A 25,002-nucleotide genomic window follows, 5' to 3' on the forward strand; every position below is an offset into this window, starting at 1 on the left:
TCCTGGTCGACTTGCTTGGGGCAAGAGATCATCCGGGGCACAAATTCCTCCGACGGTATCCCCGAGGGCGCACTGGACCGCTTGGCAAGTAGCACTTCGAATTCGGGATTCACGCGCTCGCCGAACGGCCAATGGGGCCCAGATCGGCACGCGCCAGGCAATACGCCGTCTGGCACCGGTTACTACTGGCCATAGAATAGCTATATGACCTCTCGCAAGACCTGGATCGCCTATTTCGCGATCGATGTGGTTCTCGTTCTGCTCTTTGCCTTGAGCGGGCGTCAGTCACATGAACATTCATTGACCGTGTTGGGCGTCCTGCAGACTGCCTCACCCTTCCTCATCGCACTGACGATTCTGAGCCTGCTCTCGCGTCCGTGGATCAACCATTCACGCCTCTGGCCCACCGGCGTCCTTGTGTGGATCGGAACCGTTTCACTGGGGCTGGCGCTCCGAGTGCTCTTTGGGGCCACCGCGGCGGTTCCCTTCATCGTCGTCACCACAATCGCCCTTGGCGTTTTCTTGATGGGTCGACGGGTCATCACCACTCTTGTTGCGCGCCGCCAAGTGCGCTCCGCCAAGTCCTGAACTAGGCTCGGCCTAAGCTTCGGACCGACACTCATTTAATTACTGGAGGTAACACCGTGGTCACTGCATTCGTGATGATCCAAACAGCTTCTGACAGCATTCCCGAGTGCGCAGAGAAGATCTCAGATATCGAGGGTATTTCCGAGGTCTACTCGGTGGCCGGCGACTGGGATCTCATTGCCATCGCGCGAGTGCGTCACCACGAGGATCTGGCCGAAGTCATTGCCAACCGACTCTCAAAGGTCCCTGGAATCAAGGGCACACAGACCCACATAGCTTTCCGGGCGTATTCGAGCCACGACCTCGATGCGGCGTTCTCGCTCGGCCTCGAGTAGGCCACGGCCCCTCAGCCTCTGCAACATCCAAGTGGGCGGCTTGTTGTCGATCAACTCTGATCGGCAACAAGCCGCCCACTTGCTTAAGTCGACTCCTGGTGCTCAAAACGCTGGCCGGAGTCGCGGGATCGCCCGGCCTCGCGGTTGTTGCTTAGGGGCTCCCCAGCCCTGCACGCTGCCGACCCAGTCAGCAGGACCGTCCCACGGCATCCCCTGCGCCCCGAACGCCTCATCCGGGCCCCCGGGCTGAATTCGACGCTCAAGGCTCTACAAACAGCCGTGGCACGCCTTGCGTCCCATGGGGACAGGCGTGCCACGACTAAATATTTTGGATTGACGACCTCGGAACTAGGCTGTCGCTGAGATCCATGCCTGAAGCGCGCGCTTGGCCGCGCCGGAATCAATCGCATCCTCGGCCCTGGCCTTGGCTGCGGTGAGTCGTTCTTGCAAGGACCCGTCGGCAGATGCATCCAGCGCCACCAGGCCTGCGGCCGCGTTGAGCACCACCGCGTCGCGGATGGGCCCGCGGGCTCCATCGAGGATCTCGCGAACCACCTGTGCGTTGTGTGCGGAGTCACCGCCACGCAAGTCATCAAGGGTCGCTCGGGCCATCCCGATGTCCCGGGCGTCAAAGAGCGATTCGGTGACCTTGCCGTCACGGACCTCCCACACGCGGTTCGGCGCGGTCGTGGTGAACTCGTCCAGGCCGTCCTCTCCCCGGAACACCAAGGCGCGAACTCCGCGTGCTGCCAGTACGCCCGCCATGAGCGGAGCCATGCGCAGGTCGGAGCAGCCGATGGCGGAGGCCGTCGGTTGTGAGGGGTTGGTCAGCGGCCCCATGAAGTTGAATGCCGTTGGCACGCCCAGCTCTCGACGAGGCACCGCGGCATTGCGCATGGAGGGGTGGAACACCTGGGCGAAGCAAAAGGTGATGTTGGCCGCGTCCAGGACGTCCTCGAGCCGATCGATGGGCATATCGAGTCGCACTCCGAGAGCCTCAAGCACGTCCGCCGAACCCGCGGAAGATGATGCGGCCCGGTTTCCGTGTTTGACGATCTTTGCGCCAGCTCCGGCGCACACCAGGGAAGCCATCGTCGAGATGTTGACCGTATTTTGCCTGTCACCGCCGGTTCCGACAATGTCTAGTCGGTCACCCTCTATAGTGAGCGGCCTCGCATTGGCCAGCATCGCTTCCACAAGGCCGGTCAGCTCGTCGACCGTTTCACCCTTGGAGCGGAGCGCAACAAGGAAGCCAGCCACCTGGGAATCGGTGGCATTGCCCGTCATCACCTCGCCCATGGCCCAATACGCTTGGTCCCGATCCAGGTCGCCGCCGGCGATCAGGCTCGAGAGAATTGTTGGCCATGTGGGGAACTTTTGCTGCGCTCGAATCGTTGACACGCCTCTAGGTTATCTACGAATCGTAGAAAGTCTGAAATGTTAATCCCGCGTGTTTCCGCGGTTGTAGGCGTGAAGTGCCCAAAATTCGCGCCACGCGGGGGGCAATGCATTGGTGTCAGAGGCACTTTTATAGACATAATGGCTCTGTGACAACTGCGACTCATGCCCTAAATGCCCCGGCGCATCCTGCGCCGAACCGTCCCAACATGGTGTCGGTAGGAACTGTCGTCTGGCTATCCAGCGAGCTCATGTTCTTTGCCGCGCTATTCGCCATGTACTTCACACTCCGTGCTGCATCGCCGGAAATGTGGGCGACCGAAACCGCGAAACTCAACGTTCCGTTCGCACTTATCAACACGATCATCTTGGTCTCGAGCTCATTCTCCTGCCAGTTGGGTGTCTTCCGTGCCGAGGATCTTAAGCCTCGCCGCACCGGCGGACTGTTCAACTTGAAGGAATGGGGAATGGTCGAATGGTTCGTTCTGACCTTCATTCTCGGTGCCATCTTTGTTTCCGTTCAGGCCTACGAGTACACCGAACTGGTGGCTCACGGCATTGCGTTGAACTCCAACGCTTACGGCTCTGTCTTCTACATGACCACCGGCTTCCACGGCTTGCACGTGGCCGGCGGCCTCATCGCCTTCTTGCTGATCATCGGTCGTGCACTCATTGCACGCAAGTTCGGTCACTACGAAGCAACCGGTGCGATTGTGGTGTCCTACTACTGGCACTTTGTCGACGTCGTGTGGATCGCCCTGTTCATCATCATCTACTTCCTGAAGTAGCGCACCCCAAAAGTTGCCTACTTACGGCAACTCCCAGTTCTAAGAAATAAGTGAGGAACCAGCAAGTGAAGGCTCTTTCGCAAAGGCGCCGCCATCCACTCGCCGCCGTCGCGCTGCTTTTGATGGGCCTGCTCATCACCGGAGGCCTGTATGTGGCAGCCGGCAGCGTCAACGAGGCTAAGGCAGCCACGGGTTACACCGCTAGCGACATCGAACAAGGCAACAAGCTCTTCGTCGCCAACTGTGCCACCTGCCACGGTATGAATGCCGAGGGATCCGCAGACGGTCCGTCGCTGATTGGTGTTGGCGCCGCTGCTGTCGACTTCCAGGTCGGAACCGGCCGTATGCCGATGCAGATGCAGGGCCCCCAGGCTCAGGCCAAGCCGGTGCAGTTCGATGACGAACAGATCTCACAGCTCGCCGCATTCGTTGCGAGCTTGGGTGCCGGACCGTCCATCCCCTCCGAGGAAGTTCTCGATACTTCCAAGGGCAACGCCGCCGAAGGCGGCACCGTATTCCGCGTGAATTGCGCAATGTGTCACAACGCCGCCGCAGCGGGTGGCGCCCTTACGCGCGGAAAGTTCGCTCCGTCATTGGCTGGGGTTTCGGAAAAGCACATCTACGAGGCCATGATCACTGGCCCGCAGAACATGCCCGTCTTCAACGACTCGAACATCACCGCCGAAGAGAAGCGCAACGTCATCACCTTCCTGAAGGAAATCGAATCCCAGGGTTCGCCCGGCGGAGCCAAGCTTGGTTCGTTGGGTCCGGTCTCTGAAGGTCTCTTCATCTGGACCGCTGGTTTGGGCATCGTCATCGCCTTCACCATCTGGCTCACTTCGCGTCCTTCCTAAGGCCGCAGACGGCTAGCGCCGTCGAAATCACTACGTACTAATGAATCTTGAGAAAAGGATGAGAGACAACATGGGCGACCATAGTCACGGCAGTCCGGACGATTCGGGCACCGTTGCTAAGGCTGGCACGGGAACCCTGGATAAGTTCCAGGATCCCGGCCTTCCGCCGCATCGGAAGCGCTTGGCAGATACCGACCCGCGAGCAGAGAAGCGAGCAGAGCGTCAGGTAGCGCTGCTCTTTATCATCTCCATCATCGGAACCCTGTCGTTCTTCATTGCTTACTTCGTTCTCGGACGTCCGGATAGCCTCTCGGAAATCCGCGTACAGAACTCGATGCTCGGCCTTGGCACCACATTTGCAATGCTTGGCATTGGTATCGGCATCGTTCACTGGGCCAAGGTCCTGATGCCGGACCACGAAGTCTCGGAAATGCGCCACGCGATCCGCCCCGAAGCGGATCGCCAGGATGCCGAAGACATCATCAACCAGGTCATCGAAGAAACCGGCATCAAGCGTCGCCCGTTGATTCGCAACACCCTCATCGGTGCCATCGCATTGGCTCCGGTTCCGGCGATCTTCATGTTCCGCGACCTTGAAGGTTCGGGCAAGACCGCAGGCCAGCTGATCGAACAGCTGCGCCACACCATGTGGGCCAAGGACGTTCGCCTGACCCGCGACCCTTCGGGCACCCCGATCAAGGCCGCGGATGTGCAGATCGGTTCGGTCTTCCACGTCATTCCCGAGGGCTTGAACGAGACCGAAGATCCGCTGAACGAAAAGGCCAAGGCCGTCGTACTGCTGATGCGTCTGGATCCGACGCAGATGAACGTCTCCCCCGGCCGCGAGGACTGGAACGTAGACGGCATCGTCGCCTACTCAAAGATCTGCACCCACGTTGGTTGCCCGGTTGCTCTGTACGAGCAGCAGACACACCACCTGCTGTGCCCGTGCCACCAGTCGACCTTCGACCTCACCAACGAGTGCAAGGTCATCTTCGGCCCGGCCGGTCGTCCGCTGCCACAGCTGCCGATCGCGGTTGACTCCAACGGCTTCCTGGTCGCTCAGAGCGACTTCCAAGAGCCAGTTGGACCGAGCTACTGGGAGCGTGGCTAACCATGAGCACCACTACTAAATACACTCCGAAGACCGCGACCGGTCGTATCGCCAACTTTGTTGACGAGCGCACCGGCGGCTCGGCCATGGTCAAGGAATTCGGTCGCAAGATCTTCCCCGACCACTGGTCCTTCATGTTTGGCGAGGTGGCGCTGTACACCTTCGTACTGCTGCTGATCTCGGGAACGTTCCTGACGTTCTTCTTCGACCCGTCGATGACCCACGTCATCTACGATGGTTCGTACAACCCGCTCAAGGGCATCGGCATGTCAGCCGCATACTCGTCGTCGTTGGATATCTCCTTCGACATCCGCGGCGGTCTGTTCATGCGCCAGGTCCACCACTGGTCCGCACTGCTGTTCGTTGCGGCTGTGTCGGTCCACATGCTCCGCGTGTTCTTCACCGGTGCATTCCGCAAGCCCCGCGAACTGAACTGGGTTGTCGGCGGCGTACTGCTCATCCTGGCGATGGCTGCAGGCTTCACCGGCTACTCGCTCCCCGATGACCTGCTCTCCGGCAACGGCCTGCGCATCATCGACGGCGTCATGAAGTCGATCCCGGTTGTCGGCACGTACCTCTCGTTCTTCCTCTTCGGTGGGGAATTCCCGGGTACGGCCGTCATCCCTCGTCTGTACTCGCTGCACATCATGATCGTGCCTGCCATCATCCTTCTGATGGTCGGCCTGCACCTGTTCATGGTTGTCGTGCACAAGCACACCCAGTACCCCGGCCCGGGCCGCACCAACGACAACGTCGTAGGCTTCCCGGTTGGTCCTGTTTACGCAGCAAAGGCCGGCGGCTTCTTCTTCATCGTCTTCGGCATCGTCGCCTTCATCTCGGGCTTCTTCACGATCAACCCGATCTGGAACTACGGACCGTACGACCCGTCGCCGGTTTCCGCCGGTACCCAGCCTGACTGGTACATCGGTTGGGTTGACGGCGCGCTGCGCTTGATGCCAGGTATGATTGGCAACTTCTCCTTCGAGTGGGTCATCCCGTTCCCTTGGGGTTGGAACACCCTGTCCCTGAACGTGTTGCTTCCTGCACTGGTTCCGGCCGGCATCATCTTCACCTTGATGTTCACCTGGCCGTGGATCGAACGCTGGCTCACCAAGGACAACCGCGAACACCACCTGTTGGATCGTCCGCGCAACGCACCGTTCCGTACGGCCGTCGGTGTTGCAGGCGTCGTCTCCTACTGCGTGATGTGGGCTGCGGCTTCCTCCGACTTGATCGCAACGCACTTCCACGTGTCGTTGAACGACGTGACGTACTGGTTGCGCACGCTGTTCATCGTTGGCCCGATCCTCGGCTTCGTCCTTGCACGCCGCATCGCACTGTCGCTGCAGCGCAAGGACCGCGAGATTGTCCTGCACGGTCGCGAAGCAGGCATCATCGAGATGTCGCCGGAAGGCGGCTTCTCGGAGAAGCACGAGGACCTCGATGTCTACCAGCAGTACCACCTGGCCACCTTCGAGGACCGCAAGGTCATTCCGGCACAGCCGGACGCAGCAGGCCACATTTCCCGCAAGGAAAAGCGCCGTGGCGCACTGTCCAAGTTCTTCTTCGAGGATCGCGTTGCTCCGGTGACTCCGTCCGAGTTGGCAGCCGCCAAGGCTGCACATGGACATGCAGAGATCGAAGGATCCGAACAGGATTCCATCGGTCACTAAGTTCCACTAGGAACTAGCCCAAAGTGTGGGGCCCGTCGAAAGACGGGCCCCACACTTTTTAAGTTTCAGGGTCTTGGTTTTCCTTGACTCCCCGGACCGAAGACCGTGGACATGGCCGATTAGGTCATGTCCACGGATTCTGGCAGCCCCTCCCCCGAGGCCCGGTGCCGGAGTTGCCAGTCTGTTCCAGCCGGGAAGGGAAACCGCGATTCGGGGGTCGATGCGGCAAAACCCTCTGCTGCGCATCCGCGACGAGCCAACTGCGGCATTGAACCCGAAACCCGAAGACGAGCTCTACCGGAGATTTGTCGACCAGGCCACGGGATTCGACGGCATGGTCACTGTCCCCGGGTTCCACCGCTTCTTGGCGGTGAGGACGAAAGATGAGATCTTGGTGGTCTCCGGAGGCAAGATCGTCGAACGCGGAAACCCCGAGCAGCTAATGAGCAACAAAAGCGAATACGCCCGCATATACGTGGCGCAGGCCGGCGGATACAACTAGCCCACGTCACTAACTCTTCGATGCCTTTTATCTCGGGACAGCAACCGAGAACAGCGGATCCGCGAACGCAACGACAACGGCGGCCTCGACGTGTCGTGCGGTGATGTCGGGCGCAGCTTGCGTCCAAGCGTCCGAGGCGCGCACTCCCGCAACCACCTGAGAGGCGTTCTAAGCGCTACGTTTGGCTACAGCGTGGTGTAGCGCGGCGTGCGGCTTCCTTGGCGCTGCAAGGGCACAAAGAGCTTGTAGCGGTCCGAGCGATAGAGCGAGACCGAGTAATCGACGAGCCCGTCCCCCACAAAGGCGTACCTGGTGATCTTCAGCAACGGGAACCCGACCTCGACTTGGAGCAGTCCGGCGTTGGCGGCGGTGGCCGCCGTGCTTTCAATCTGGTCCTCGCCCCATTCAAGGACCAGTCCGTAGCGCTCATGCAATGACTGGTACAGGGAAATCGGTGGCGGGTCGTTGAGGAATCCGGGCACGAGGTCGCTGGGCATGAAGTTTTCATCAAGGCTCATGGGTTTGCCGTCGGCGAGGAGCAGTCGCCTGAAACGAATGACCGGTGCACCCTCGTCGATCTGCATGTGCCGCGAGAGGCTTCCGGAGGCCGGGACTTCGTCAAAGCGCAACACATGGGCGTCGGGGACCATGCCTCGCCTGATCATCTCTTCACTGTAGGAGTTCAGCCGAACCTGCAGGTCGACCTTGGGGTGAGCGACAAAGGTGCCCACCCCCACCACGCGTTTGAGAACCTGGTCTTCAACCAGTGAATCAATGGCCTGCCGCAGCGTTTTCCGGGCCACTCCAAGAGAGGCGGCAAGCTCTCGCTCGGGAGGGAGCTTGAACCCGGGTTCGCACACCGTCTTGGCATGGGTGCGCAGGATTTCACGGATTTGCCGGTATTTGCCAAGGGACGAGTCTTCATCGATGGCACCGAGAACCGGCGGCTGTGGCGCATAGGGTTTCACGTCTACTCCATTGGTTGAGGCCCAAGAACTGCCTGCATTAATTCTCGCTCATGAGAGCCGGGGATAAACGCAAAGTGCCGGTGTTTCCCCTACGGGGAAACACCGGCACTTCAGAAGCTGCGGTTAGGACGCACCAGGATTAGTGGGCGTGGGCACCGCGGCTGTACTCGTAAACCCAACCTACCAAGCCGATCACGGCAAGGCCTGCACCGATGTACAGTACCCACCAGCCCAGTGCCAATCCGGCGAAGCCGGTTGCGGCACCGAAGCCGAGGAACAACGGCCACCAGCTCCACGGGGAGAAGAGGCCGATGGTGCCGGCGTTCTCGTGGATGTCGCCGTCAACACGGTCTTCGGGGCGTGGGCCCACACGACGCGCGGTGTGCAGCAGGTACCAGCCGATCATCATCGAGAGACCGGAGAGCATGAACAAAGCGAGGAAACCGACAGGCTCCTCCCAGTTGACCATGATGCCGTAAACGATTCCTACGGGGGTGAAGAAGAAGATGCCACCGAGGAAGAGCCAGGACTCAACTTTCATGTCTACTTGTCCTTCTGGTCAGCCGGGCCGAAGATCTTGGCCACTGCGTTGTCCGGGGTCGAGCGTGCGCTCAGTTCCGGGTGGTGCAGGTCAAGAGCCGGTCGCTCGGATCGAATGCGCGGGATGGAGTGGAAGTTGTGGCGCGGCGGCGGGCAAGAAGTTGCCCATTCCAGCGACGCACCGAAGCCCCACGGATCATCCACAAGAACCTTCTTGGCCTTGCGGTGGGTGGTCCATACGTTCCAGAAGAACGGAATCATGGACATGCCCAGGATGAAGGAGAAGATCGTCGAGAACTGGTTCATCGTGGTGAAGCCATCTTCAGGCATATAGTCGGCGTAACGACGCGGCATGCCCATGACACCCAGCCAGTGCTGGATGAGGAAGGTGCCGTGGAAGCCGATGAACAGGAGCCAGAAGTGGATCTTGCCAAGGCGCTCGTTGAGCATCTTGCCGGTCCACTTTGGCCACCAGAAGTAGAATCCGGCGAACATTGCGAACACGACGGTCCCGAAGACCACGTAGTGGAAGTGGGCAACCACGAAGTAGGTGTCCGAAACGTGGAAGTCCAGCGGCGGAGCCGAAAGGATGATGCCGGTCAGGCCACCGAAGAGGAAGGTCACCATGAATCCGAGGCTCCAGAGCATCGGGGTTTCGAAGGTGATCGATCCGCGCCACAGGGTACCGATCCAGTTGAAGAACTTCACACCTGTCGGGACGGCGATCAGCATGGTCATGAAGCCGAAGAACGGAAGCATGACGGAGCCGGTGACGTACATGTGGTGCGCCCAAACCGCTACGGACAGTGCCGCGATGGAGATGGTTGCGAAGATCAGGCCCTTGTAGCCGAAGATCGGCTTGCGGCTGAAGACCGGGAAGATTTCCGACACGATGCCGAAGAACGGCAGCGCGATGATGTAAACCTCGGGGTGGCCGAAGAACCAGAACAGGTGCTGCCAGAGAACCGGCCCGCCTGCTTCCGGATCAAAGACGTGCGCCCCGAACCGTCGGTCCGCACCCAGTGCGAACAGTGCGGCTGCCAGCGGCGGGAATGCCATCAGGATCAGGATCGCGGTGATCAGCGTGTTCCAGGTGAAGATCGACATGCGCCACATGGTCATGCCCGGTGCACGCAGGCAAATGATGGTGGTGATGAAGTTGACGGCGCCGAGGATGGTGCCGAAGCCCGACAGCGCCAGGCCGAAGACCCAGAGGTCGCCACCCACGCCGGGGCTGAAGGTGGTGTTCGACAGCGGTGCGTAAGCGAACCAGCCGAAGGATGCAGCACCCTGCGGGGTCAGGTAACCGGACAGCGCGATGATCGATCCGAAGGAGAAGAACCAAAAGGCCAGTGCGTTCAGTCGTGGGAAGGCCACGTCCGGTGCGCCGATCTGGAGCGGCATCATGACGTTTGCGAAGCCTGCGAAGAGCGGGGTTGCAAACATGAGCAGCATGATCGTGCCGTGCATGGTAAACAGCTGGTTGTACTGTTCCTTGGTCTGCAGGATCTGCATACCCGGTTCGAACAGCTCGGCACGGATGATCAATGCCATCACGCCGCCGATGCAGAAGAAGAGGAACGACATGATCAGGTACATGTACCCGATGGTCTTGTGATCCGTGGAGGTGATCCAGTTGACGAAGATCCGTCCCTTGGAAACCGGAACCACGCGCGGTGCGAGGCTCTTGGCCCCGTCGGTGGCGTATTCGTAAGTAGTCACGATGGATTACTCCCCTTCCGCGGCGGTTTCGTTGGGAGCCTGGTTGACCAGGCCCGGCTGGCGATCGTACTCTACGCCCAAGTGGCCATCCTTCATGGTGGCCAGCTGTGCCTCGAATTCGGCCTCGGAAACCACCTTGACGTTGAACAGCATCTCCGAGTGGTATTCGCCACAAAGTTCTGCGCACTTGCCGTCAAACTGACCCTCAACCTGCGGGGTGAGGTAGATGTAGTTGGTCTTTCCCGGAATCATGTCCAGCTTCTGCAGGAATGCAGGGACCCAGAACGAGTGGATGACGTCACGGCTGTTCAGCTCGAGCGTGACGCTCTTTCCAACCGGCAGGTACAGGGTCGGCAGAGTCTCTTCAACGCCCGGTTCACCGGTGAGGTGAGCCTGGACTGTTGCGTCGTACTTCTCTACGCCCTTGTAGGTGTAGTTGTAGTCCCATGCCCACTGCTTGGCACGGACATCCACTACGAGCTCGGAGTCGACCTTGGTATTCAGGGTCTTTTCGGTCTGGTCTGAGAACGTGAAGAACGTCAGGACCAGAACCAACGGCACGGCCGTGTAGAAAATTTCGATTGGCAAGTTGTAGCTAAGCTGGCGCGGGTAGCCAGTATCGCCCTTGCGACGGCGGTAAGCGATGATGCACCAAAGCATCAGGCCCCACGTTAAAATGCCGATGACAAGCGCTGCAATCCACGAGTTGACCCAGAGATCCTGGATCATACCGGTGTGGTTGGTAGTGTCACGTTCGACGTTTGGGAGCCAACCTCGCTGGGCTTCCGCTGAACATCCCGTCAACAACAACGCGCCAGCGCCAGCAAGAGCCAAGACTTTGGCTCTGCCTTTGCGGCGGCTGCTGGTTCGGTCTTGCGAACTCACAGACGGCCCTTCCTCTTTGTTGGTGCTGAATGAGTCTTCGACGCTCAGCGGCCGGACTCAAGTGAATCAACGCTGATGAGGTCGAAGAAAACCATAGTTTTACTACTTATCGTAGAGCTTACCCTCTCGGGCGCTCGAATGCCGACCAAAACACCGCCCACGCGTGAAGATGTCTCAACGCGTGGGCGGTGTATTTGGTTCCGACTTAGTGGAAAGAATCTCCACAGGCGCAAGAGCCGCCGGCACTTGGGTTGTCGATGGTGAAGCCCTGCTTGGCGATGGTGTCTTCGAAGTCAATCGAAGCACCGGCCAAGTACGGGACGCTCATCTTGTCCACGACAACCTCAACGCCGTCGTACTCGTTGACCGCGTCGCCCTCGAGCAGACGCTCGTCGAAGTAGAGCTGGTAGATCAGGCCCGAGCATCCCCCTGGCTGAACGGCGACGCGCAACCGGAGATCGGTGCGGCCTTCCTGTTCAAGCAGTGAACGGACCTTGTCTGCAGCGACATCGGAGAGCTTGACCTCGTGGGTCGGCAGTTCCGTAGCATCGGCGGTGGTTTCGTTGGGTGCAGCTGTCATGCTTGATCCTCCATTTACTGCTCAACTTGGGCGACGCCTCAAGCGTGGCCCCTCATCTTCTATGGTACGTCGACGCCGCAAAGGATGTCGCGGCGCCCCTTGTGACTTAGAGCCCGTGGTTGTTCAAGCGTGCCAAGAGCATCGCCTCAGCCAAAATTGCATGACGGAAGTCACCCAAATGTAGCGACTCGTTGGCCGAGTGTGCCCGCGAATCGGGATCCTCGACGCCGGTGACAAGGATCTGCGCCTGGGGGAAGACCTCGAGCAGGTCGGAGATGAACGGGATGGAGCCGCCGATGCCGGTTTCCACGGCCGGGACGCCCCATGCCTCGCCCAGGGCCCAGAGGCTTGCCTGCGCGGCCGGAGCCGAGGTGTCTGTGGAGAATGCCTGACCGGCCTCGTCGGATTCGAAGCTGACCTGTGCACCGCGCAGGTCCTGGGCCATGATGTGGGTCCGGACCGCTTCCACGGCCTCTTGCGGGTCCTGGCCCGGGGCCAGGCGCAGGCTCAGCTTGAAGCGCGTCGACGGGATTAGCGTGTTGGAGGACACCGCAACGGACGGGATGTCCATCCCGATGATCGAGAGGGCCGGCTTGTTCCAGAGACGGTCGGAGATCTTGCCGCTGCCGGCAAGGGCGACCGAATCCAGGACGGAGGAATCGGTGCGGAAGTCGGCTTCGGGGTATTCCACTTCCGCGGTCTCGTGGGCCACAAGTCCGGCGATTGCCACGTTGCCCTCGGCATCGTGGAAGGTGGAGATCAGGCGGGCGGCGATCGTCGGGGCGTCGAGGACCGGTCCCCCGAACATGCCCGAGTGCACGGCATGGTCCAAAACGCGGACCTCAACCACTCCCCCGGCCATTCCGCGCAGGGATGTGGTCAGCGCCGGGACCCCGACCTTCCAGTTGCTCGAGTCCGCAACAACGATCACATCGGCGGCGAGGCGGTCGCGGTGGGTCTCGAGGAACCGGCGGAAGCTCGGGGAACCGGCCTCTTCCTCGCCCTCGAGGAAGAACGTGACGCCGAGGCCGAATTCCTCGACCTTGGCCAACACCGCGCGCAGAGCCGCGATGTGGACCATGATGCCGGCCTTGTCGTCCGCTGCGCCGCGGCCGAAGAGGCGTCCGTCAACCTCGGTGGCCTCGAAGGGCTTGGTTTTCCAGAGTGCCTCGTCCCCCGGAGGCTGCACGTCGTGGTGTGCGTAAAGCAGGATTGTCGGCTTGCCGTCGCGGGCGGGGCGGTTGGCAACGATGGCGGGTCCGCCGATGGCGCCGGACTCGGTGGGCACGCGCAGGATATCGACCTGCTCCATCCCCGCTTCGCGCACCAGCTGCGCCACGGCCTCGGCGCTTCGGTCCAGCTGTGCGGCGTCGAACGACTCCCAGGCGATGCCGGGGATTGCCACAAGGTTGCTTAGTTCGGAAACGATTCGTCCGAAGTCATTGTCGATGTGGGTGCTCAGCGCTTCGCGATCCACACCGAATGACGCCGAATCGGCGGTGTTCTTGGTAGTCATACTCGAAAGCCTACAACCGTGTCGTGTCTTGGATGAGGCAGGCGTGCCACACGCGGGTAGACTATATGGGTGTTTGGACGCAAGAAAGATCAGGCAGCTTCCGTAGAAGCGCCCACAGAAGAGACCATCAAGCCCACCGGCAAAAATGCCCCGACTCCCAAGCGTAAGGCCCAGGAAGCAAGCCGCCAGCGGCCATTGGTTCCCACCGACCGCAAGGTTGCGCGTGAAGCAGAGCGCGCCCAGCGCCTCGAAGCGCAGAACCGCATGCGTCTGGCCAATGAAACCGGTGACGAGCGCTACATGGCGGTGCGGGACCGCGGCGACCAAAAGCGCTTCGCCCGCGACTTCGTGGACCGCCGCTTCATGGTCGGCGAATACCTCATGTTCGCCGTCTTCGGCTTCCTGATCATCTCGCTGACCATGTCAAAGTTCCTGCAGGTTCAGGTGTACGTGACCTTTGCGCTGTGGATCCTTGTCGCTTTGGTGGTCATCGACTCGTTCATCATGTCCCGCGGACTGAAGAAGGGCCTCGTTGCCCGCTACGGCACCGTCGAACGCGGCGTTGTCTGGTACGGCGTCATGCGCGGCATGCAGTTCCGCAAGCTGCGCCTGCCCAAGCCCCAGGTACGCCGCGGAGACGACCCGCGCTAAACGCACAAGCGTTCAACAATCCACACAAGGCGTGTGTTGCACCGGAAGCGGTGCAACACACGCCTTTTCCATGGCCTCCCGGACGGGAATAGACAAATGGGTCGGTTGGGCTGACCGCGCAAATCACACGGTCAGCCCAACCGACCCATCACCCTATCGGGGCGGCCAACGACTAGTTGCGCAGGCTGACCCCATTGGCTGCGGCCTTGGCCAGGGTCTTGTTGATGCTGCGAGCCCACAGCGGTCCCTCATAGAGGAACGCGGTGTAACCCTGCACCAGGTCCGCACCCGCCTGCAGGCGTTCGATGACGTCTTCGCCGGTGGTGACGCCACCGACGGAAATGATCGCCATGCTGGCAGGCACCTTGGCGCGCAATACCTTCAGGACCTCCAGCGAGCGGGCCTTCAAGGGTGCTCCGCTCAATCCGCCGGCACCGATTTCCGCGACCTTGAACGCATCGGAGGTCAATCCCTCGCGCGAGATCGTGGTGTTGGTCGCGATGATGCCGTCGAGCTTCAGCTCCTGGGCCAGCGTTGCGACATCCGCGATGTCCTCGTTGGTCAGGTCGGGCGCGATCTTCACGAGCAGCGGGATGTGGCGCCCCGCCACGCGGTCGGCCTCGGCGCCGACGGCACTGAGCAACGGGCGCAGCGACTCAACGCTCTGCAGCAGGCGCAAGCCGGGGGTGTTCGGCGACGACACGTTGACCACCAGGTAGTCGGCGTGCGGGGCGAGCTCGCGGGTTGAGATCAGGTAGTCCTCAACGGCGTCCTCGAGCTCCACGACCTTGGTCTTGCCGATGTTGATGCCGATGACCGGGCGGTGGGCACCGAAGCGGCGGTTCAGCAACATGCGGGCGGCGCGGGTTCGCGGGGCCACTGCATGGGCACCGTCGTTGTTGAAGCCCATGCGGTTGATGACTGCCTTGTCTTCAACCAGGCGGAAGAGGCGGGGCTGTTCGTTGCCGGGCTGGGCGGCACCGGTGATCGTTCCGACCTCCACGTGGCCGAAGCCCAGGTCGGCGAGGGAACCGATTCCGGCACCTTCCTTGTCGAAGCCCGCGGCCAGGCCGAAAGGCGACGGGAAATCGATGCCCATGACGGTGCGGCGCAACGAGGAATCCGGGGAACAAATCATGCGGGCGACGCTCGAAAGCCCGACCTTTTCGGTAAGTCGGATGGCGTTAAAGGCAAAGTGGTGGGCCTTTTCGGGGTCCATGCCCGAGAAAAGCACACGGAAAATCGTGGGATAGATGCGCATGATCTCCAGTCTTCCCTCTGCGCTCCTTCCAAACAACTTCAACCCGGTTATGCTCATCACATGTCGCACGCGTCTTCACAAACGTCCGGGTTCCCCGCAGCGCCGGACTACGACCCTACCGCCACCTGGCCCGACTACTGCGAAACGACGCTTCGCGGCCAGTGGCTCCCCGATATCCTGGGCGCGGGGTTTTCCTATACGACCCTGCCCATGGGAACCGACGAAGAGGGTGAACTCTGCGCCACGCTCGTTCGCTACCAACCCCAGGAACATCCCCGGCACCTGACCGAGCCCACAGGGTGGCTGCGCAAGATCTCCGCCCAGCTGGCCCCGCTGCGCGAAGATATCAGGCGCTTCCGCGCCGAACGGAATGCCGCGAAAGCCGTACGCAACGGTTTTGTCCTTGCCATCCACGGGTGGAGCGACTACTTCTACAACGCGGAGCTTGCCGGGTACTGGGCCTCGCGAGGATATTCCTTCTACGCGCTGGACCTTCGCCGCTACGGACGCAGCATGAGGGCCCACCACCAAAACCCCGGGTTCACCAGCAACCTCGAGGAATACGATGCCGACCTTGCCGCCGCGCTTGCCGCCATCCGCGAGCTGGAGGGCCAAGAGATGCCGGGCATCTGCGTCGCCCACTCCACCGGCGGGCTCATCGCCAGCCTGTGGGTCAACCGCAACCCGGAAGCGTTTTCCGCGCTGATCCTCAACAGCCCGTGGCTGGAAACGCAGGGCAGCTATCTGGTGCGGTACGCGACCCAAGGCGTCTTTGAACCGATCGCCAGGGTCAGGCCGCGCGCCAAGTTGCACCTGCCCGAGTTCGACCACTACTGGCGGTCGCTCAGCCGGCTGTCCCACGGCTCCTGGGACCTGCATCCCGTGTGGAGGCCGCCTGTTTCCTTCCCCACCACGGCCGGGTGGATCACGGCGATCCTGGCCGGGCACAGGGAAGTCTCCCGAGGGCTGGCCGTGAAGATCCCCATCTTGGTTCTGACCTCGCGTTCAGCACACCTCGGCACGAGCTTCGATGAATCGATGTTGCACAGCGACTCGGTCATCGAGGTGCAGGTGGTGCGCGAACGCAGCCTGGGCCTGGGATCGGAGGTCACCAACGCCATCATCGACGGATCGATGCACGATGTGTTTACCTCGTTGCCGGTCCCGCGAGCGGCGGCCTACGCGGCGATCGACCGTTGGGCCGCGGGATACCTGCCGACGCGAACGACCACAGGATAGTTTCGCACGGGCCGATGGTTCCGCGGGCCCAACCTCCGGCGGAACAAGAGAAATGGCCTCTGGAATGAAGTCGCTGCTTGCAGACGAGCGTGACACGAGCCGGGAAAACGACAATCCGGTGTTTCGCGTCTTCCTCGTCGGACCGGAGAACGGCGCCAGCGCGGCATTCGGTGTGCGCGAAGCCCGGATGGACCAGGTCCTCGCCCGGGCAAGGCCCCCCGATCGTTCCTGTCAGCCAGTCCCGCTTGCCGGGTGAAAGCCGGACTGGCTGCGAGCAGGGGGGACCGGACTATGCGCCGGCCTCGGGCTTGTCCACGGCTCCCCCGTAGCGGCGGTCGCGGCTTGCGTATTCCTGCACGGCCGACCACAGGGTCGATCGGTTCACGTCGGGCCAGAGTTCGTCGATGAACACCATTTCCGCGTACGCCGACTGCCACAACATGAAGTTCGAGGTGCGCTGTTCCCCGCTGGTGCGCAGGAACAGGTCGACGTCCGGCAACTCCGGTTCGTCCAGGTACCTGGCCACGGTCTTCTCGCTGACCTGCGACGGCTTCAGGCGCCCGGCCTGGACCTCGGCGGCAATGGCCTGCACGGCGTCGGCGATCTCGGCCCGGCCGCCGTAGTTCACGCACATGGTCAGCTGGCAGGTTTCGTTGCCGGCGGTCAGCTCCTCGGCGGCCTTGAGCTCGTTGACCACGGTCTTCCACAGCCGCGGTTCGCGCCCGGCCCAGCGGATCTTCACGCCCCACCCGTTCAGGGTGTCGCGCTGGCGGCGTAGCACGTCGCGGGAGAATCCCATGAGGAAGCGCACCTCCTCCGGGCTGCGCTTCCAGTTTTCGGTGGAAAACGCGTAGACGGAAACGTACTTGACGCCCATCTCGATCGCGCCCGCCATCACGTCCAACAGCGCAGCCTCCCCCGCGCGGTGTCCCTCGGTGCGCGGCAGCCCGCGCTGGTTGGCCCAGCGGCCGTTGCCGTCCATCACGATCGCCACGTGTTGCGGCACGAATTCGGCGGGGATTTGCGGCACGGTGAAACCCGCCGGGTGGGGTGCCGGGTGGCTGCGTCCGGGATTCCCGGTGATCTTGGTGGGTTTTCTCATCTTCTCTCCACGAGCTTGAGGGATTTGACTACACGTTCAAGGTGCCACTGCAGGTAGCTCGTCACGATGTTGCCGGCCTGGGTGCGCGATGCGATGTCGCTGGCATCCACGGTCTCCCAGTCCCCGGCCAGCAGGGCCGCCAGCAACTCGACGGTCTGCGGCGAGGGGGAAAGCGATCCGGCGGGACGGCAATCGTGGCAGACCACCCCGCCCAGCGGGATGTTGATGGCCTGGTGCGGGCCGACGGCGCCGCACCGCACGCAGTGGGTGAAGCTCGGCGCCCAGCCCGCCGTGGCCAGGGCCCGCAACAGGTAGGAGTCAAGCACGGTGCCGGGCTCGTGGCCGCCGCGGGCCAACGCCGCGATGGCGCCGTGCAGCAGCCGGTACTGAGGGGCAATGGACTCGGCCTCCGAGTCGGTGAGCCGCTCGGCCGTCTCCACCATGGCGTGGGCGGCGGTGTAGGCGGCGTAGTCGGCAACCAGCGCATGGCCGTAGGGGTTGCGCAGCTGCGCCTGGATGATGGTGTGTAGCGACTTGCCCTCGACGATCTGGGCGTCGACCTCCATGAAGGGCTCGAGCGTCGCACCCATCTTGGAGCTGGTGCGGCGCACGCCCTTGGCGGCGGCGCGGATCACGCCGCGCTCGGGGCTGAGCAGGGTGATGATGCGGTCGGCCTCCCCCAGTTTCTGGGTGCGCAAGATGATCCCGCGCGTGCGGTAGCTCTTTGCTGCAAAACCTGTTCGTGACACGCTACCCATCATCTCAAACAAAACCGTGGGTCCGGTGCATCAACCCGATGCACCGGACCCACGGCTGTCTCACCCCGAAGGGATTTACTTGGAGTCGCGCACCGCGCGGTTCACGGCGGAGACCACTGCCTTCAGCGAGGACATGGTGGTGTTGGTGTCGACGCCGACGCCCCAGAGCACGCGTTCACCCACGGCACATTCGACGTAGGCCGCGGCAGCGGCGTTGCCGCCCTCCGAAAGCGCGTGCTCGGTGAAGTCCAGCACGCGCACGTCCACGCCCTCGGCGGAGAGGATGTTGACCAGCGCGTTGATCGGGCCGTTTCCGGTGGCCGAGCGGCGGTGCGGGGTGCCGTCGATGATCAGCGTGGTGGTCAGCTCGAAGCTGCCGTCCTCCGCGGTGTCGGCGGTGGCGGAGCCGAGCTTGAAGCGGCCCCACGGCTCGTGGTCGGAGCCCTCGGTGACCGGCAGGTACTCGTCCTGGAAGACGTTCCAGATCGCGGCCGAGGAGATTTCCCCGCCCTCGCCGTCGGTCTTGCGCTGGATGACGCCGGAGAATTCGATCTGAGCGCGGCGCGGCAGGTCAAGCGAGTGCTCGCTCTTGAGCAGGTAGGCGACGCCGCCCTTGCCGGACTGCGAGTTCACGCGGATGACGGCCTCGTAGGAGCGGCCGATGTCCTTCGGGTCCACCGGCAGGTACGGCACGGCCCACTCGATCTCGTCGATGGTCTTGCCGGCTGCCTTGGCGTCGGCCTCCATGGACTCGAAGCCCTTCTTGATGGCGTCCTGGTGGGAGCCGGAGAAGGCGGTGAAGACCAGGTCTCCGCCGTACGGGGAGCGTTCCGGGACGGGAAGCTGGTTGCAGTACTCGACCGTGCGGCGGATCTCGTCCATGTCGGAGAAGTCGATCTGCGGGTCGATGCCCTGGCCGAACAGGTTCATGCCCAGGGTGACCAGGTCGACGTTGCCGGTGCGTTCGCCGTTGCCGAAGAGGCAGCCCTCGATGCGGTCGGCGCCGGCCAGGTAGCCGAGCTCGGCGGCGGCGACGCCGGTTCCGCGGTCGTTGTGCGGGTGCAGGGAGAGCACGATCGAGTCGCGGTTCGCCAGGTTGCGGTGCATCCACTCGATCGAGTCTGCGTACACGTTCGGCGTCGCCATCTCCACGGTCGCCGGCAGGTTCAGGATCATCTTGTTCTCGGGGCTGGCCTCGAGAACCTCGGCCACGGCGTCGGAGATGCGCTTGGCGAACTCCAGCTCGGTTCCGGTGAAGGACTCCGGGGAGTATTCATAGGTGATCTTGGTGCCGACCAGCTGCTCCTCGTACTTCTTGCACAGGCGCGCACCGGTCAGGGCGATGTCCATGATGCCGTCCTGGTCCTGGTTGAACACCACGCGGCGCTGCAGCACGGAGGTGGAGTTGTACAGGTGCACGATGGCCTGCTTGGCGCCCTCGAGTGCCTCGTAGGTGCGCTCGATCAGGTGTTCGCGGGCCTGGGTGAGCACCTGGATGGTGACGTCGTCGGGGATGCCGCGTTCGATCAGCTGGCGCACGAAGTCGAAGTCGGTCTGCGAGGCGGACGGGAAGCCGACCTCGATTTCCTTGAAGCCCATCTTGACCAGCAGGTCGAACATCTTGTGCTTGCGCTCGGGGCTCATCGGGTCGATCAGCGCCTGGTTTCCGTCACGGAGGTCTACCGCGCACCAGCGCGGGGCCTGGGTGATGTACTTGTCCGGCCAGGTGCGGTCCGGCAGGGAGATGTTGATCTGGTCCTGGAACGGCACGTACTTGTGGATCGGCATTCCGGAGGTCTTCTGCATGTTTTGCATTTCACTGGGCCTTTTCTAAGTGGGTGAGAAAGGGGGCCGGGACGGTGGTTGACTCCGCAGCGAGGGGTCGGCCTAAGGACGCTTAGAGTCCTGTCTGGGTCTCGCCGCGGCGGCTTAGTAGTAGTAGTCCGAAATGCATTTGTTTAACATAGCATCGCGCCCGCACCCGGTGTGATTTGTTGAACAAATTGTTTCACATGGTGGACAGGGGCCCGCACCGCATGCGGCCCACCGTTCATGTCCAACGCCACGTCAACCCGTGTTCAGCGCCGGCAGTCTCCGCTACGATCGACCCATGAACGAAGAATCGCCTGCCCGGATCGGGCTTTCCATTCCAACCAAGGACTGGCTTCTCATCGACGGGGCCCTGGACAACCTGGGTGCCCTGGCCATCGGGGATCCCTCGCTGGTGCAATGGTGCGGCACGGTCCGTGAAGCCGGGTGGCGCGGCATTCCGGACCGGCCCGCCGATCCCGGGGGGCTCGAGAGCTGGCCGGCCGAGGGCCATGTCTCGGAGATACGACTTCCCCGTGAAACATGGGCATTCATCATCGATGCGCTCGGGGACGTGGAAGCCGACCGCATGTTGGCCAACGACGGCTCGCTGCCACCGGAGGAGCGGGAGCTCCGTGCGAAGATCGCCGCAAGGTCGGAAGCGATTGCTGCGGAGATCCGCAGGAGGCTCGGCCAGTAGACCGCAAGCAGGAGCGGTCAGGCGCCATCGGGCAGCCCGGCCGCCGAAATGCGGAACGATCCCGGGCCAACCGCGCCCGGGATCGTTCCGCATTGCATGGTGAAGCTGGAAACTAGAAGCCGAGCTTGCCCAGCTGCTTGGGATCGCGCTGCCATTCCTTGGCGATCTTCACGTGCAGGTCCAGGTACACCTTGGTGCCTAGGAGCGCCTCGATGCCCTTGCGCGAGCGGGTGCCGACGTCGCGCAGGCGCGCGCCGCCCTTGCCGATGATGATGGCCTTCTGGCTGGAACGCTCCACGTAGAGGTTCACGCGCACGTCCAGCAGCGGGTTGTCCTCCGGGCGTCCCTCGCGCGGGACCATTTCCTCGACAACCACGGCCAGCGAGTGCGGAAGCTCGTCGCGCACGCCCTCCAGCGCGGCCTCGCGGATCAGCTCGGAAACCATCTTGGCCTCCGGCTCGTCGGTCAGCTCGCCGTCCGGGTACAACGGCGGGGAGAGCGGCATCTGCGCGGCCAGCACGTCGGCGACCTCCTTGACCTGGAAGTCCTTGGTGGCCGAGACCGGCACCACGGCGGCCCAGCCGCCCTCGCCGAGGGTTTCGACGCCCAGCTGCGCCACGGCCAACAGCTGCTGCATGAGCGCCGCCTTGTCCACGGTGTCCGCCTTGGTGACGATCGCGACGATCGGCTTCTTCTGCAGCTGCGCCAGCTGGGTGGCGATGAAGCGGTCGCCCGGGCCGATCTTCTCGTTGGCCGGCAGGCAGAAGCCGATGGCGTCCACCTCGGAGAGCGTGTCCGCGACCAGGTCGTTCAGGCGCTGGCCCAGCAGTGTGCGCGGGCGGTGCAGGCCCGGGGTGTCAACGAGGATCAGCTGCGCGTCCTCGCGGTGCACGATGCCGCGGATGGTGTGGCGGGTGGTCTGCGGCTTCGACGAGGTGATTGCCACCTTCTGGCCGACCAGGGCGTTGGTCAGCGTGGACTTGCCCGCGTTGGGGCGGCCGACGAAGGAGGTGAAGCCGGAGCGGAAGTCCTTCGGCCAGCCGCCATCGGGCATCATTGCGGGGGTCTTGGTGTTCCGGCTCATGCTTGCTCCTTGTGATGCGGTGCATCGTTCACGGCGGGTTGTTCGCCGGTTGTCGTTTGTACTTCCACCTTGCGCACCAGGATCTTCCCGATGCGGTTGCGCCGCCCGCTGAGCGAGACGGCCTTCAGTTCTATGCCGTGGACCACGGCGTGCGAGCCGAGCACCGGGACGCTGCCCAGTTCCTTGGCCAGCAGCCCGCCGACGGAGTCGACCTCGTCCTCGTCGATGTCGATGTCGAAAAGCTCGCCGAGTTCGTCGATGGAGGTGCGGGCGGTGACGGTGTAGCTGCCGTCGCCCTGGTCCTCGATCTCGTTGCGCTGCCTGTCGTATTCATCATCGATCTCCCCGACGATTTCCTCAATAAGGTCCTCGAGGGTGACCAGCCCGGCGGTTCCGCCGTATTCGTCGATGACGATGGCCATGTGGGTCGATTCGCGCTGCAGTTCCGGCAGCAGCTCGCCGACCAGCTTGGACTCGGGCACGTACCGGGTGGGGCGTGCCAGCTGCTCGACCAGCGCCGCGGACCCGGGTTCCTTGTGCAGCTTGTAGGCCACGTCCTTGAGGTAGATGATGCCGAAGATGTCGTCGGCATCGTCCCCGATCACCGGCACGCGCGAGCAGCCCGAGTTCAGGAACAGCTCCATGGCGGCGTTGAGGTCCTGGCCCTTGGCGATGGTGACCATCTCGGTGCGCGGCACCATGACCGAGCGGACGTAGGTGTCCTCCAGGTCCATGACGGAGTTGATGATCTCCGCGGCGTCGTCCTCCAGGCCGTCGCCCTCCGAGGCCCGGTCGACCAGGTCGCGCAGGCGCTCCTTGGAGAGGAAGCCCTCGTCCTCCTCGACGGCGCGCGGGGAGATCGCCTGCCCGATGCCGACCAGCCAGGACGGGATCGGGCCCAGCACCAGGCGCAGGAAGCGGATCAGCGGCGCGGTGCGGCGCACCACCCCGGCGGCGTGGGTGCGCCCGTAGCGGCGCGGCGAGACCCCGACCAGCACAAAGCTGACCGCGGCCATGGTGACGGTGGCCAGCAGGCCGGCCAGCCAGACGTTGCCGAGCCTGTCGTGGTAGAGGATGCCGACCGCCACGGCGGAGGCAGTCTCGAACCAGATGCGCCAGAAACGCACGGCGTGGGTGTGGCTGGTGGGGTCGTCGAGGATGCGGCTCAGGTGGCCGGCGGCGGATTCGCTGCGCAGCACCTCTGCCTGCTGCCTGGAAAGGTACAGGTAGGCGGATTCGGCTGCGGTGAGGATTGCTGCACTGACGATGAACACCAATGCACAGAGCGCGAGAACAATCGCGGTCACTAGTTCATCGTCTCCCGCGGAGCCGGGCGGCCCAGGAAGGCTTCAAGCAGCTGGCGCTGCAGGGCGAACATGATTTCCTTTTCCTCGGGCTCGGCGTGGTCGAAGCCCAGCAGGTGCAGCATGCCGTGCGTGGTGAGCAGCAGGATCTCGTCCTCGACGCTGTGCCCGCCGGTCTTGGCCTGGGCGGTGGCGACCTGCGGGCAGATCACGATGTCGCCGAGCATGCCCGCCTCGGTGGGAGAACCGGGGCGGCCCGGGCGCAGTTCGTCCATCGGGAAGCTCATCACGTCGGTGGGCCCGTCGATGTCCATCCATTCGACGTGCAGCGCGCTCATGGGCTCCTCGTCCATCAGGATGATCGAGACTTCGGTTTCCGGGTGCACGTGCAGCTCGGAGAGGATGTGGCGTCCCAACGCGCTGATGCGTTCGAGATCGGCTGCGATCTCGGACTCGTTGTTGACCTCTACGCTCATGATGCGTTCTCCTGATTGTCGGGACCGTGTCCCTGTGGTTTGCCGTGCTGTCTGTGGGTTGCCTGGCCCGTGCCGGGGGTAGCGGCGGCCCGGCGCCGCGCGCGGGCGGCCGAGCGGTTGAAGTTGGGGTCCTGGCGGGCGGTCCAACGCTCGTAGGCGCCGACGATGGCCCCGACCAGCCGGTGGCGCACCACGTCGGTCGCGTCGAGTTCGCAGAAGGCGATGTCATCGACGCCCTCGAGGATCTCGGTGACCACGCGCAGCCCGGACTTGGTGCCGCCGGGCAGGTCGACCTGCGTGATGTCGCCGGTCACCACGATCTTGGAGCCGAAGCCCAGCCGGGTGAGGAACATCTTCATCTGTTCGGGCGTGGTGTTTTGTGCCTCGTCGAGGATGATGAACGCGTCGTTGAGGGTGCGTCCGCGCATGTAGGCCAGCGGTGCGACCTCGATGGTGCCGGCGGCCAGCAGGCGCGGGATCGAATCCGGCTCCAGCATGTCGTGCAGCGCGTCGTAGAGCGGGCGCAGGTACGGGTCGATCTTGTCGGTGAGGGTGCCCGGCAGGAAGCCGAGCTTCTCCCCGGCCTCCACGGCCGGGCGGGTCAGGATGATTCGGCTGACCTCCTTGGACTGCAGCGCCGCAACGGCCTTGGCCATCGCCAGGTAGGTCTTGCCGGTGCCCGCGGGACCGATACCGAAGATCACGGTGTGCTCGTCGATGGCATCGACGTAGGCCTTCTGGTTCACGGTCTTGGGCCGGATGGCCTTGCCCCGGCCGGAAAGTATCTTCAGCCCCAGCACGGACTGGGCGTCGCCGGCGCCGGAGCCCTCCAGCATGCGCACCAGCTGTTCAATGGTCTGCGCGGAAATCCGGGTCCCGTTGGCCGCAAGCGTGCGGGCCTCGGTGATCACCCGCAAGGCCCTGTGCGCGGCTCCCGGCTCGCCGGTGACCCGAAGGTCGTTGCCCCGGGCGTGGAGCTCGACGCCCGGGTAGGCGCCACCGATGACACGCAATAGTTCATCGTGTGCACCCAGGGTGGCTACCATTTGGTCGGAACTGTCGAAGCTGACCAGCGCATCGGTTTCCCGCGGCTGCCCTGATTGGCTCATCTCTGGATCCATACGACTGTTGCCGCCTCCGCATTCCGTGTGGGCG

The 25,002-nt window shown here is 63.1% G+C and carries 26 protein-coding genes; 11 read left to right on the forward strand and 15 right to left on the reverse strand.

What is annotated here, in order from left to right:
* Positions 1–204 precede the first annotated feature (204 nt).
* Both JOF47_RS07530 and JOF47_RS07535 read left to right on the forward strand, forming a co-directional pair.
* Positions 205–588, forward strand: coding sequence for a DUF3054 domain-containing protein (locus JOF47_RS07530; protein ID WP_209996997.1), 384 nt, complete (start codon positions 205–207; stop codon positions 586–588).
* Between the two features lie 56 nt (positions 589–644).
* Positions 645–923 carry an Lrp/AsnC family transcriptional regulator gene (locus JOF47_RS07535; protein WP_209996998.1) on the forward strand — a complete coding sequence of 93 codons (279 nt, stop codon included), beginning with the start codon at positions 645–647 and terminating at the stop codon, positions 921–923.
* Positions 924–1,271: 348 nt separating this feature from the next.
* Here the strand turns inward: JOF47_RS07535 and trpD are convergent, their stop codons facing one another.
* Positions 1,272–2,324, reverse strand: a complete 1,053-nt coding sequence (trpD, locus tag JOF47_RS07540; protein ID WP_209996999.1) for an anthranilate phosphoribosyltransferase — start codon at positions 2,322–2,324, stop codon at positions 1,272–1,274.
* 146 nt (positions 2,325–2,470) lie between these two features.
* On the opposite strand from trpD, the gene ctaE reads away from it, so the two are divergent.
* The 5 genes from ctaE (at position 2,471) to JOF47_RS07565 (ending at position 7,252) form a co-directional block, all read left to right on the forward strand.
* The gene (ctaE, locus tag JOF47_RS07545) at positions 2,471–3,109 is read left to right on the forward strand and encodes an aa3-type cytochrome oxidase subunit III (RefSeq protein WP_377738798.1); all 639 of its coding nucleotides are present in this window, start codon (positions 2,471–2,473) and stop codon (positions 3,107–3,109) included.
* 65 nt (positions 3,110–3,174) lie between these two features.
* A complete protein-coding gene (gene qcrC / locus JOF47_RS07550; protein ID WP_209997000.1) occupies positions 3,175–3,963 on the forward strand; it encodes a cytochrome bc1 complex diheme cytochrome c subunit in 789 nt (262 codons plus the stop codon).
* A 70-nt stretch (positions 3,964–4,033) separates the two neighbouring features.
* Entirely contained in the window at positions 4,034–5,077 is a 1,044-nt protein-coding gene (gene qcrA / locus JOF47_RS07555; RefSeq protein ID WP_209997001.1) for a cytochrome bc1 complex Rieske iron-sulfur subunit, read from the forward strand.
* Positions 5,078–5,079: 2 nt separating this feature from the next.
* Positions 5,080–6,750 (forward strand): cytochrome bc1 complex cytochrome b subunit, encoded by a 1,671-nt coding sequence (gene qcrB / locus JOF47_RS07560; RefSeq protein ID WP_209997002.1) that lies wholly within the window; start codon positions 5,080–5,082, stop codon positions 6,748–6,750.
* A 220-nt stretch (positions 6,751–6,970) separates the two neighbouring features.
* Positions 6,971–7,252 (forward strand): hypothetical protein, encoded by a 282-nt coding sequence (locus JOF47_RS07565; protein WP_209997003.1) that lies wholly within the window; start codon positions 6,971–6,973, stop codon positions 7,250–7,252.
* 185 nt (positions 7,253–7,437) lie between these two features.
* Here the strand turns inward: JOF47_RS07565 and JOF47_RS07570 are convergent, their stop codons facing one another.
* The 6 genes from JOF47_RS07570 to JOF47_RS07595 form a co-directional block, all read right to left on the reverse strand.
* The gene (locus JOF47_RS07570) at positions 7,438–8,220 is read right to left on the reverse strand and encodes a GntR family transcriptional regulator (RefSeq protein WP_209997004.1); all 783 of its coding nucleotides are present in this window, start codon (positions 8,218–8,220) and stop codon (positions 7,438–7,440) included.
* A 139-nt stretch (positions 8,221–8,359) separates the two neighbouring features.
* Entirely contained in the window at positions 8,360–8,761 is a 402-nt protein-coding gene (locus tag JOF47_RS07575) for a cytochrome c oxidase subunit 4 (RefSeq protein WP_209997005.1), read from the reverse strand.
* 2 nt (positions 8,762–8,763) lie between these two features.
* A complete protein-coding gene (ctaD, locus tag JOF47_RS07580; protein WP_209997006.1) occupies positions 8,764–10,482 on the reverse strand; it encodes an aa3-type cytochrome oxidase subunit I in 1,719 nt (572 codons plus the stop codon).
* 6 nt (positions 10,483–10,488) lie between these two features.
* Complete coding sequence (gene ctaC / locus JOF47_RS07585; protein ID WP_209997007.1) at positions 10,489–11,367, reverse strand: aa3-type cytochrome oxidase subunit II; 879 nt, start codon at positions 11,365–11,367, stop codon at positions 10,489–10,491.
* Positions 11,368–11,572: 205 nt separating this feature from the next.
* The gene (locus JOF47_RS07590) at positions 11,573–11,947 is read right to left on the reverse strand and encodes a HesB/IscA family protein (RefSeq protein WP_209997008.1); all 375 of its coding nucleotides are present in this window, start codon (positions 11,945–11,947) and stop codon (positions 11,573–11,575) included.
* Between the two features lie 106 nt (positions 11,948–12,053).
* Positions 12,054–13,463, reverse strand: coding sequence for a dipeptidase (locus JOF47_RS07595; protein WP_209997009.1), 1,410 nt, complete (start codon positions 13,461–13,463; stop codon positions 12,054–12,056).
* Positions 13,464–13,532: 69 nt separating this feature from the next.
* On the opposite strand from JOF47_RS07595, the gene JOF47_RS07600 reads away from it, so the two are divergent.
* Positions 13,533–14,114, forward strand: a complete 582-nt coding sequence (locus JOF47_RS07600; RefSeq protein WP_209997010.1) for a DUF3043 domain-containing protein — start codon at positions 13,533–13,535, stop codon at positions 14,112–14,114.
* A 172-nt stretch (positions 14,115–14,286) separates the two neighbouring features.
* Here the strand turns inward: JOF47_RS07600 and JOF47_RS07605 are convergent, their stop codons facing one another.
* Positions 14,287–15,375: a quinone-dependent dihydroorotate dehydrogenase gene (locus JOF47_RS07605; RefSeq protein ID WP_209997011.1), complete on the reverse strand. Its 1,089-nt coding sequence runs from the start codon at positions 15,373–15,375 to the stop codon at positions 14,287–14,289.
* A 60-nt stretch (positions 15,376–15,435) separates the two neighbouring features.
* Between JOF47_RS07605 and JOF47_RS07610 the strand changes: the two genes are divergently transcribed.
* Together JOF47_RS07610 and JOF47_RS07615 are read left to right on the forward strand one after the other, a co-directional pair.
* On the forward strand, positions 15,436–16,614 hold the full coding sequence (locus JOF47_RS07610; RefSeq protein WP_209997012.1) for an alpha/beta hydrolase: 1,179 nt from the start codon (positions 15,436–15,438) through the stop codon (positions 16,612–16,614).
* A gap of 64 nt (positions 16,615–16,678) precedes the next feature.
* The gene (locus JOF47_RS07615) at positions 16,679–16,870 is read left to right on the forward strand and encodes a hypothetical protein (protein ID WP_209997013.1); all 192 of its coding nucleotides are present in this window, start codon (positions 16,679–16,681) and stop codon (positions 16,868–16,870) included.
* 33 nt (positions 16,871–16,903) lie between these two features.
* Here the strand turns inward: JOF47_RS07615 and JOF47_RS07620 are convergent, their stop codons facing one another.
* From JOF47_RS07620 to leuA, 3 genes are all read right to left on the reverse strand, one after another.
* Positions 16,904–17,716 carry an isoprenyl transferase gene (locus tag JOF47_RS07620; RefSeq protein WP_209997014.1) on the reverse strand — a complete coding sequence of 271 codons (813 nt, stop codon included), beginning with the start codon at positions 17,714–17,716 and terminating at the stop codon, positions 16,904–16,906.
* On the reverse strand, positions 17,713–18,465 hold the full coding sequence (recO, locus tag JOF47_RS07625) for a DNA repair protein RecO (protein WP_209997015.1): 753 nt from the start codon (positions 18,463–18,465) through the stop codon (positions 17,713–17,715). The genes JOF47_RS07620 and recO overlap by 4 nt, the downstream gene beginning before the upstream one ends.
* A gap of 84 nt (positions 18,466–18,549) precedes the next feature.
* Positions 18,550–20,289 carry a 2-isopropylmalate synthase gene (gene leuA, locus JOF47_RS07630; protein WP_209997016.1) on the reverse strand — a complete coding sequence of 580 codons (1,740 nt, stop codon included), beginning with the start codon at positions 20,287–20,289 and terminating at the stop codon, positions 18,550–18,552.
* A gap of 295 nt (positions 20,290–20,584) precedes the next feature.
* Between leuA and JOF47_RS07635 the strand changes: the two genes are divergently transcribed.
* Entirely contained in the window at positions 20,585–20,983 is a 399-nt protein-coding gene (locus tag JOF47_RS07635; protein WP_209997017.1) for a hypothetical protein, read from the forward strand.
* A 112-nt stretch (positions 20,984–21,095) separates the two neighbouring features.
* Here JOF47_RS07635 and era read toward each other — a convergent pair whose 3' ends face one another.
* The 4 genes from era to JOF47_RS07655 are packed head-to-tail and all read right to left on the reverse strand — an operon-like array spanning position 21,096 to position 24,956.
* Positions 21,096–22,067 (reverse strand): GTPase Era, encoded by a 972-nt coding sequence (gene era / locus JOF47_RS07640; protein ID WP_209997018.1) that lies wholly within the window; start codon positions 22,065–22,067, stop codon positions 21,096–21,098.
* Positions 22,064–23,374 carry a hemolysin family protein gene (locus JOF47_RS07645; protein WP_209997019.1) on the reverse strand — a complete coding sequence of 437 codons (1,311 nt, stop codon included), beginning with the start codon at positions 23,372–23,374 and terminating at the stop codon, positions 22,064–22,066. The genes era and JOF47_RS07645 overlap by 4 nt, the downstream gene beginning before the upstream one ends.
* The gene (gene ybeY, locus JOF47_RS07650; RefSeq protein ID WP_209997020.1) at positions 23,374–23,847 is read right to left on the reverse strand and encodes an rRNA maturation RNase YbeY; all 474 of its coding nucleotides are present in this window, start codon (positions 23,845–23,847) and stop codon (positions 23,374–23,376) included. Before ybeY ends, JOF47_RS07645 begins: the two co-directional genes overlap by 1 nt.
* Complete coding sequence (locus JOF47_RS07655; RefSeq protein ID WP_245356296.1) at positions 23,844–24,956, reverse strand: PhoH family protein; 1,113 nt, start codon at positions 24,954–24,956, stop codon at positions 23,844–23,846. Before JOF47_RS07655 ends, ybeY begins: the two co-directional genes overlap by 4 nt.
* Positions 24,957–25,002 lie beyond the last annotated feature (46 nt).

Origin of the sequence: Paeniglutamicibacter kerguelensis (assembly GCF_017876535.1) — a bacterium.
Taxonomy (GTDB): Bacteria; Actinomycetota; Actinomycetes; order Actinomycetales; family Micrococcaceae; genus Paeniglutamicibacter; species Paeniglutamicibacter kerguelensis.

Coding starts and splice junctions, on each gene's coding strand:
- JOF47_RS07530 (WP_209996997.1), top strand. CDS start 205: ATGACCTCTCGCAAGACCTGGATCGCCTATTTCGCGATCGATGTGGTT.
- qcrA (WP_209997001.1), top strand. CDS start 4,034: ATGGGCGACCATAGTCACGGCAGTCCGGACGATTCGGGCACCGTTGCT.
- qcrB (WP_209997002.1), top strand. CDS start 5,080: ATGAGCACCACTACTAAATACACTCCGAAGACCGCGACCGGTCGTATC.
- JOF47_RS07565 (WP_209997003.1), top strand. CDS start 6,971: ATGCGGCAAAACCCTCTGCTGCGCATCCGCGACGAGCCAACTGCGGCA.
- JOF47_RS07575 (WP_209997005.1), bottom strand. CDS start 8,761: ATGAAAGTTGAGTCCTGGCTCTTCCTCGGTGGCATCTTCTTCTTCACC.
- JOF47_RS07590 (WP_209997008.1), bottom strand. CDS start 11,947: ATGACAGCTGCACCCAACGAAACCACCGCCGATGCTACGGAACTGCCG.
- JOF47_RS07595 (WP_209997009.1), bottom strand. CDS start 13,463: ATGACTACCAAGAACACCGCCGATTCGGCGTCATTCGGTGTGGATCGC.
- JOF47_RS07605 (WP_209997011.1), bottom strand. CDS start 15,375: ATGCGCATCTATCCCACGATTTTCCGTGTGCTTTTCTCGGGCATGGAC.
- JOF47_RS07610 (WP_209997012.1), top strand. CDS start 15,436: ATGTCGCACGCGTCTTCACAAACGTCCGGGTTCCCCGCAGCGCCGGAC.
- JOF47_RS07615 (WP_209997013.1), top strand. CDS start 16,679: ATGAAGTCGCTGCTTGCAGACGAGCGTGACACGAGCCGGGAAAACGAC.
- JOF47_RS07620 (WP_209997014.1), bottom strand. CDS start 17,716: ATGAGAAAACCCACCAAGATCACCGGGAATCCCGGACGCAGCCACCCG.
- leuA (WP_209997016.1), bottom strand. CDS start 20,289: ATGCAAAACATGCAGAAGACCTCCGGAATGCCGATCCACAAGTACGTG.
- JOF47_RS07635 (WP_209997017.1), top strand. CDS start 20,585: ATGAACGAAGAATCGCCTGCCCGGATCGGGCTTTCCATTCCAACCAAG.
- era (WP_209997018.1), bottom strand. CDS start 22,067: ATGAGCCGGAACACCAAGACCCCCGCAATGATGCCCGATGGCGGCTGG.
- ybeY (WP_209997020.1), bottom strand. CDS start 23,847: ATGAGCGTAGAGGTCAACAACGAGTCCGAGATCGCAGCCGATCTCGAA.
- JOF47_RS07655 (WP_245356296.1), bottom strand. CDS start 24,956: ATGAGCCAATCAGGGCAGCCGCGGGAAACCGATGCGCTGGTCAGCTTC.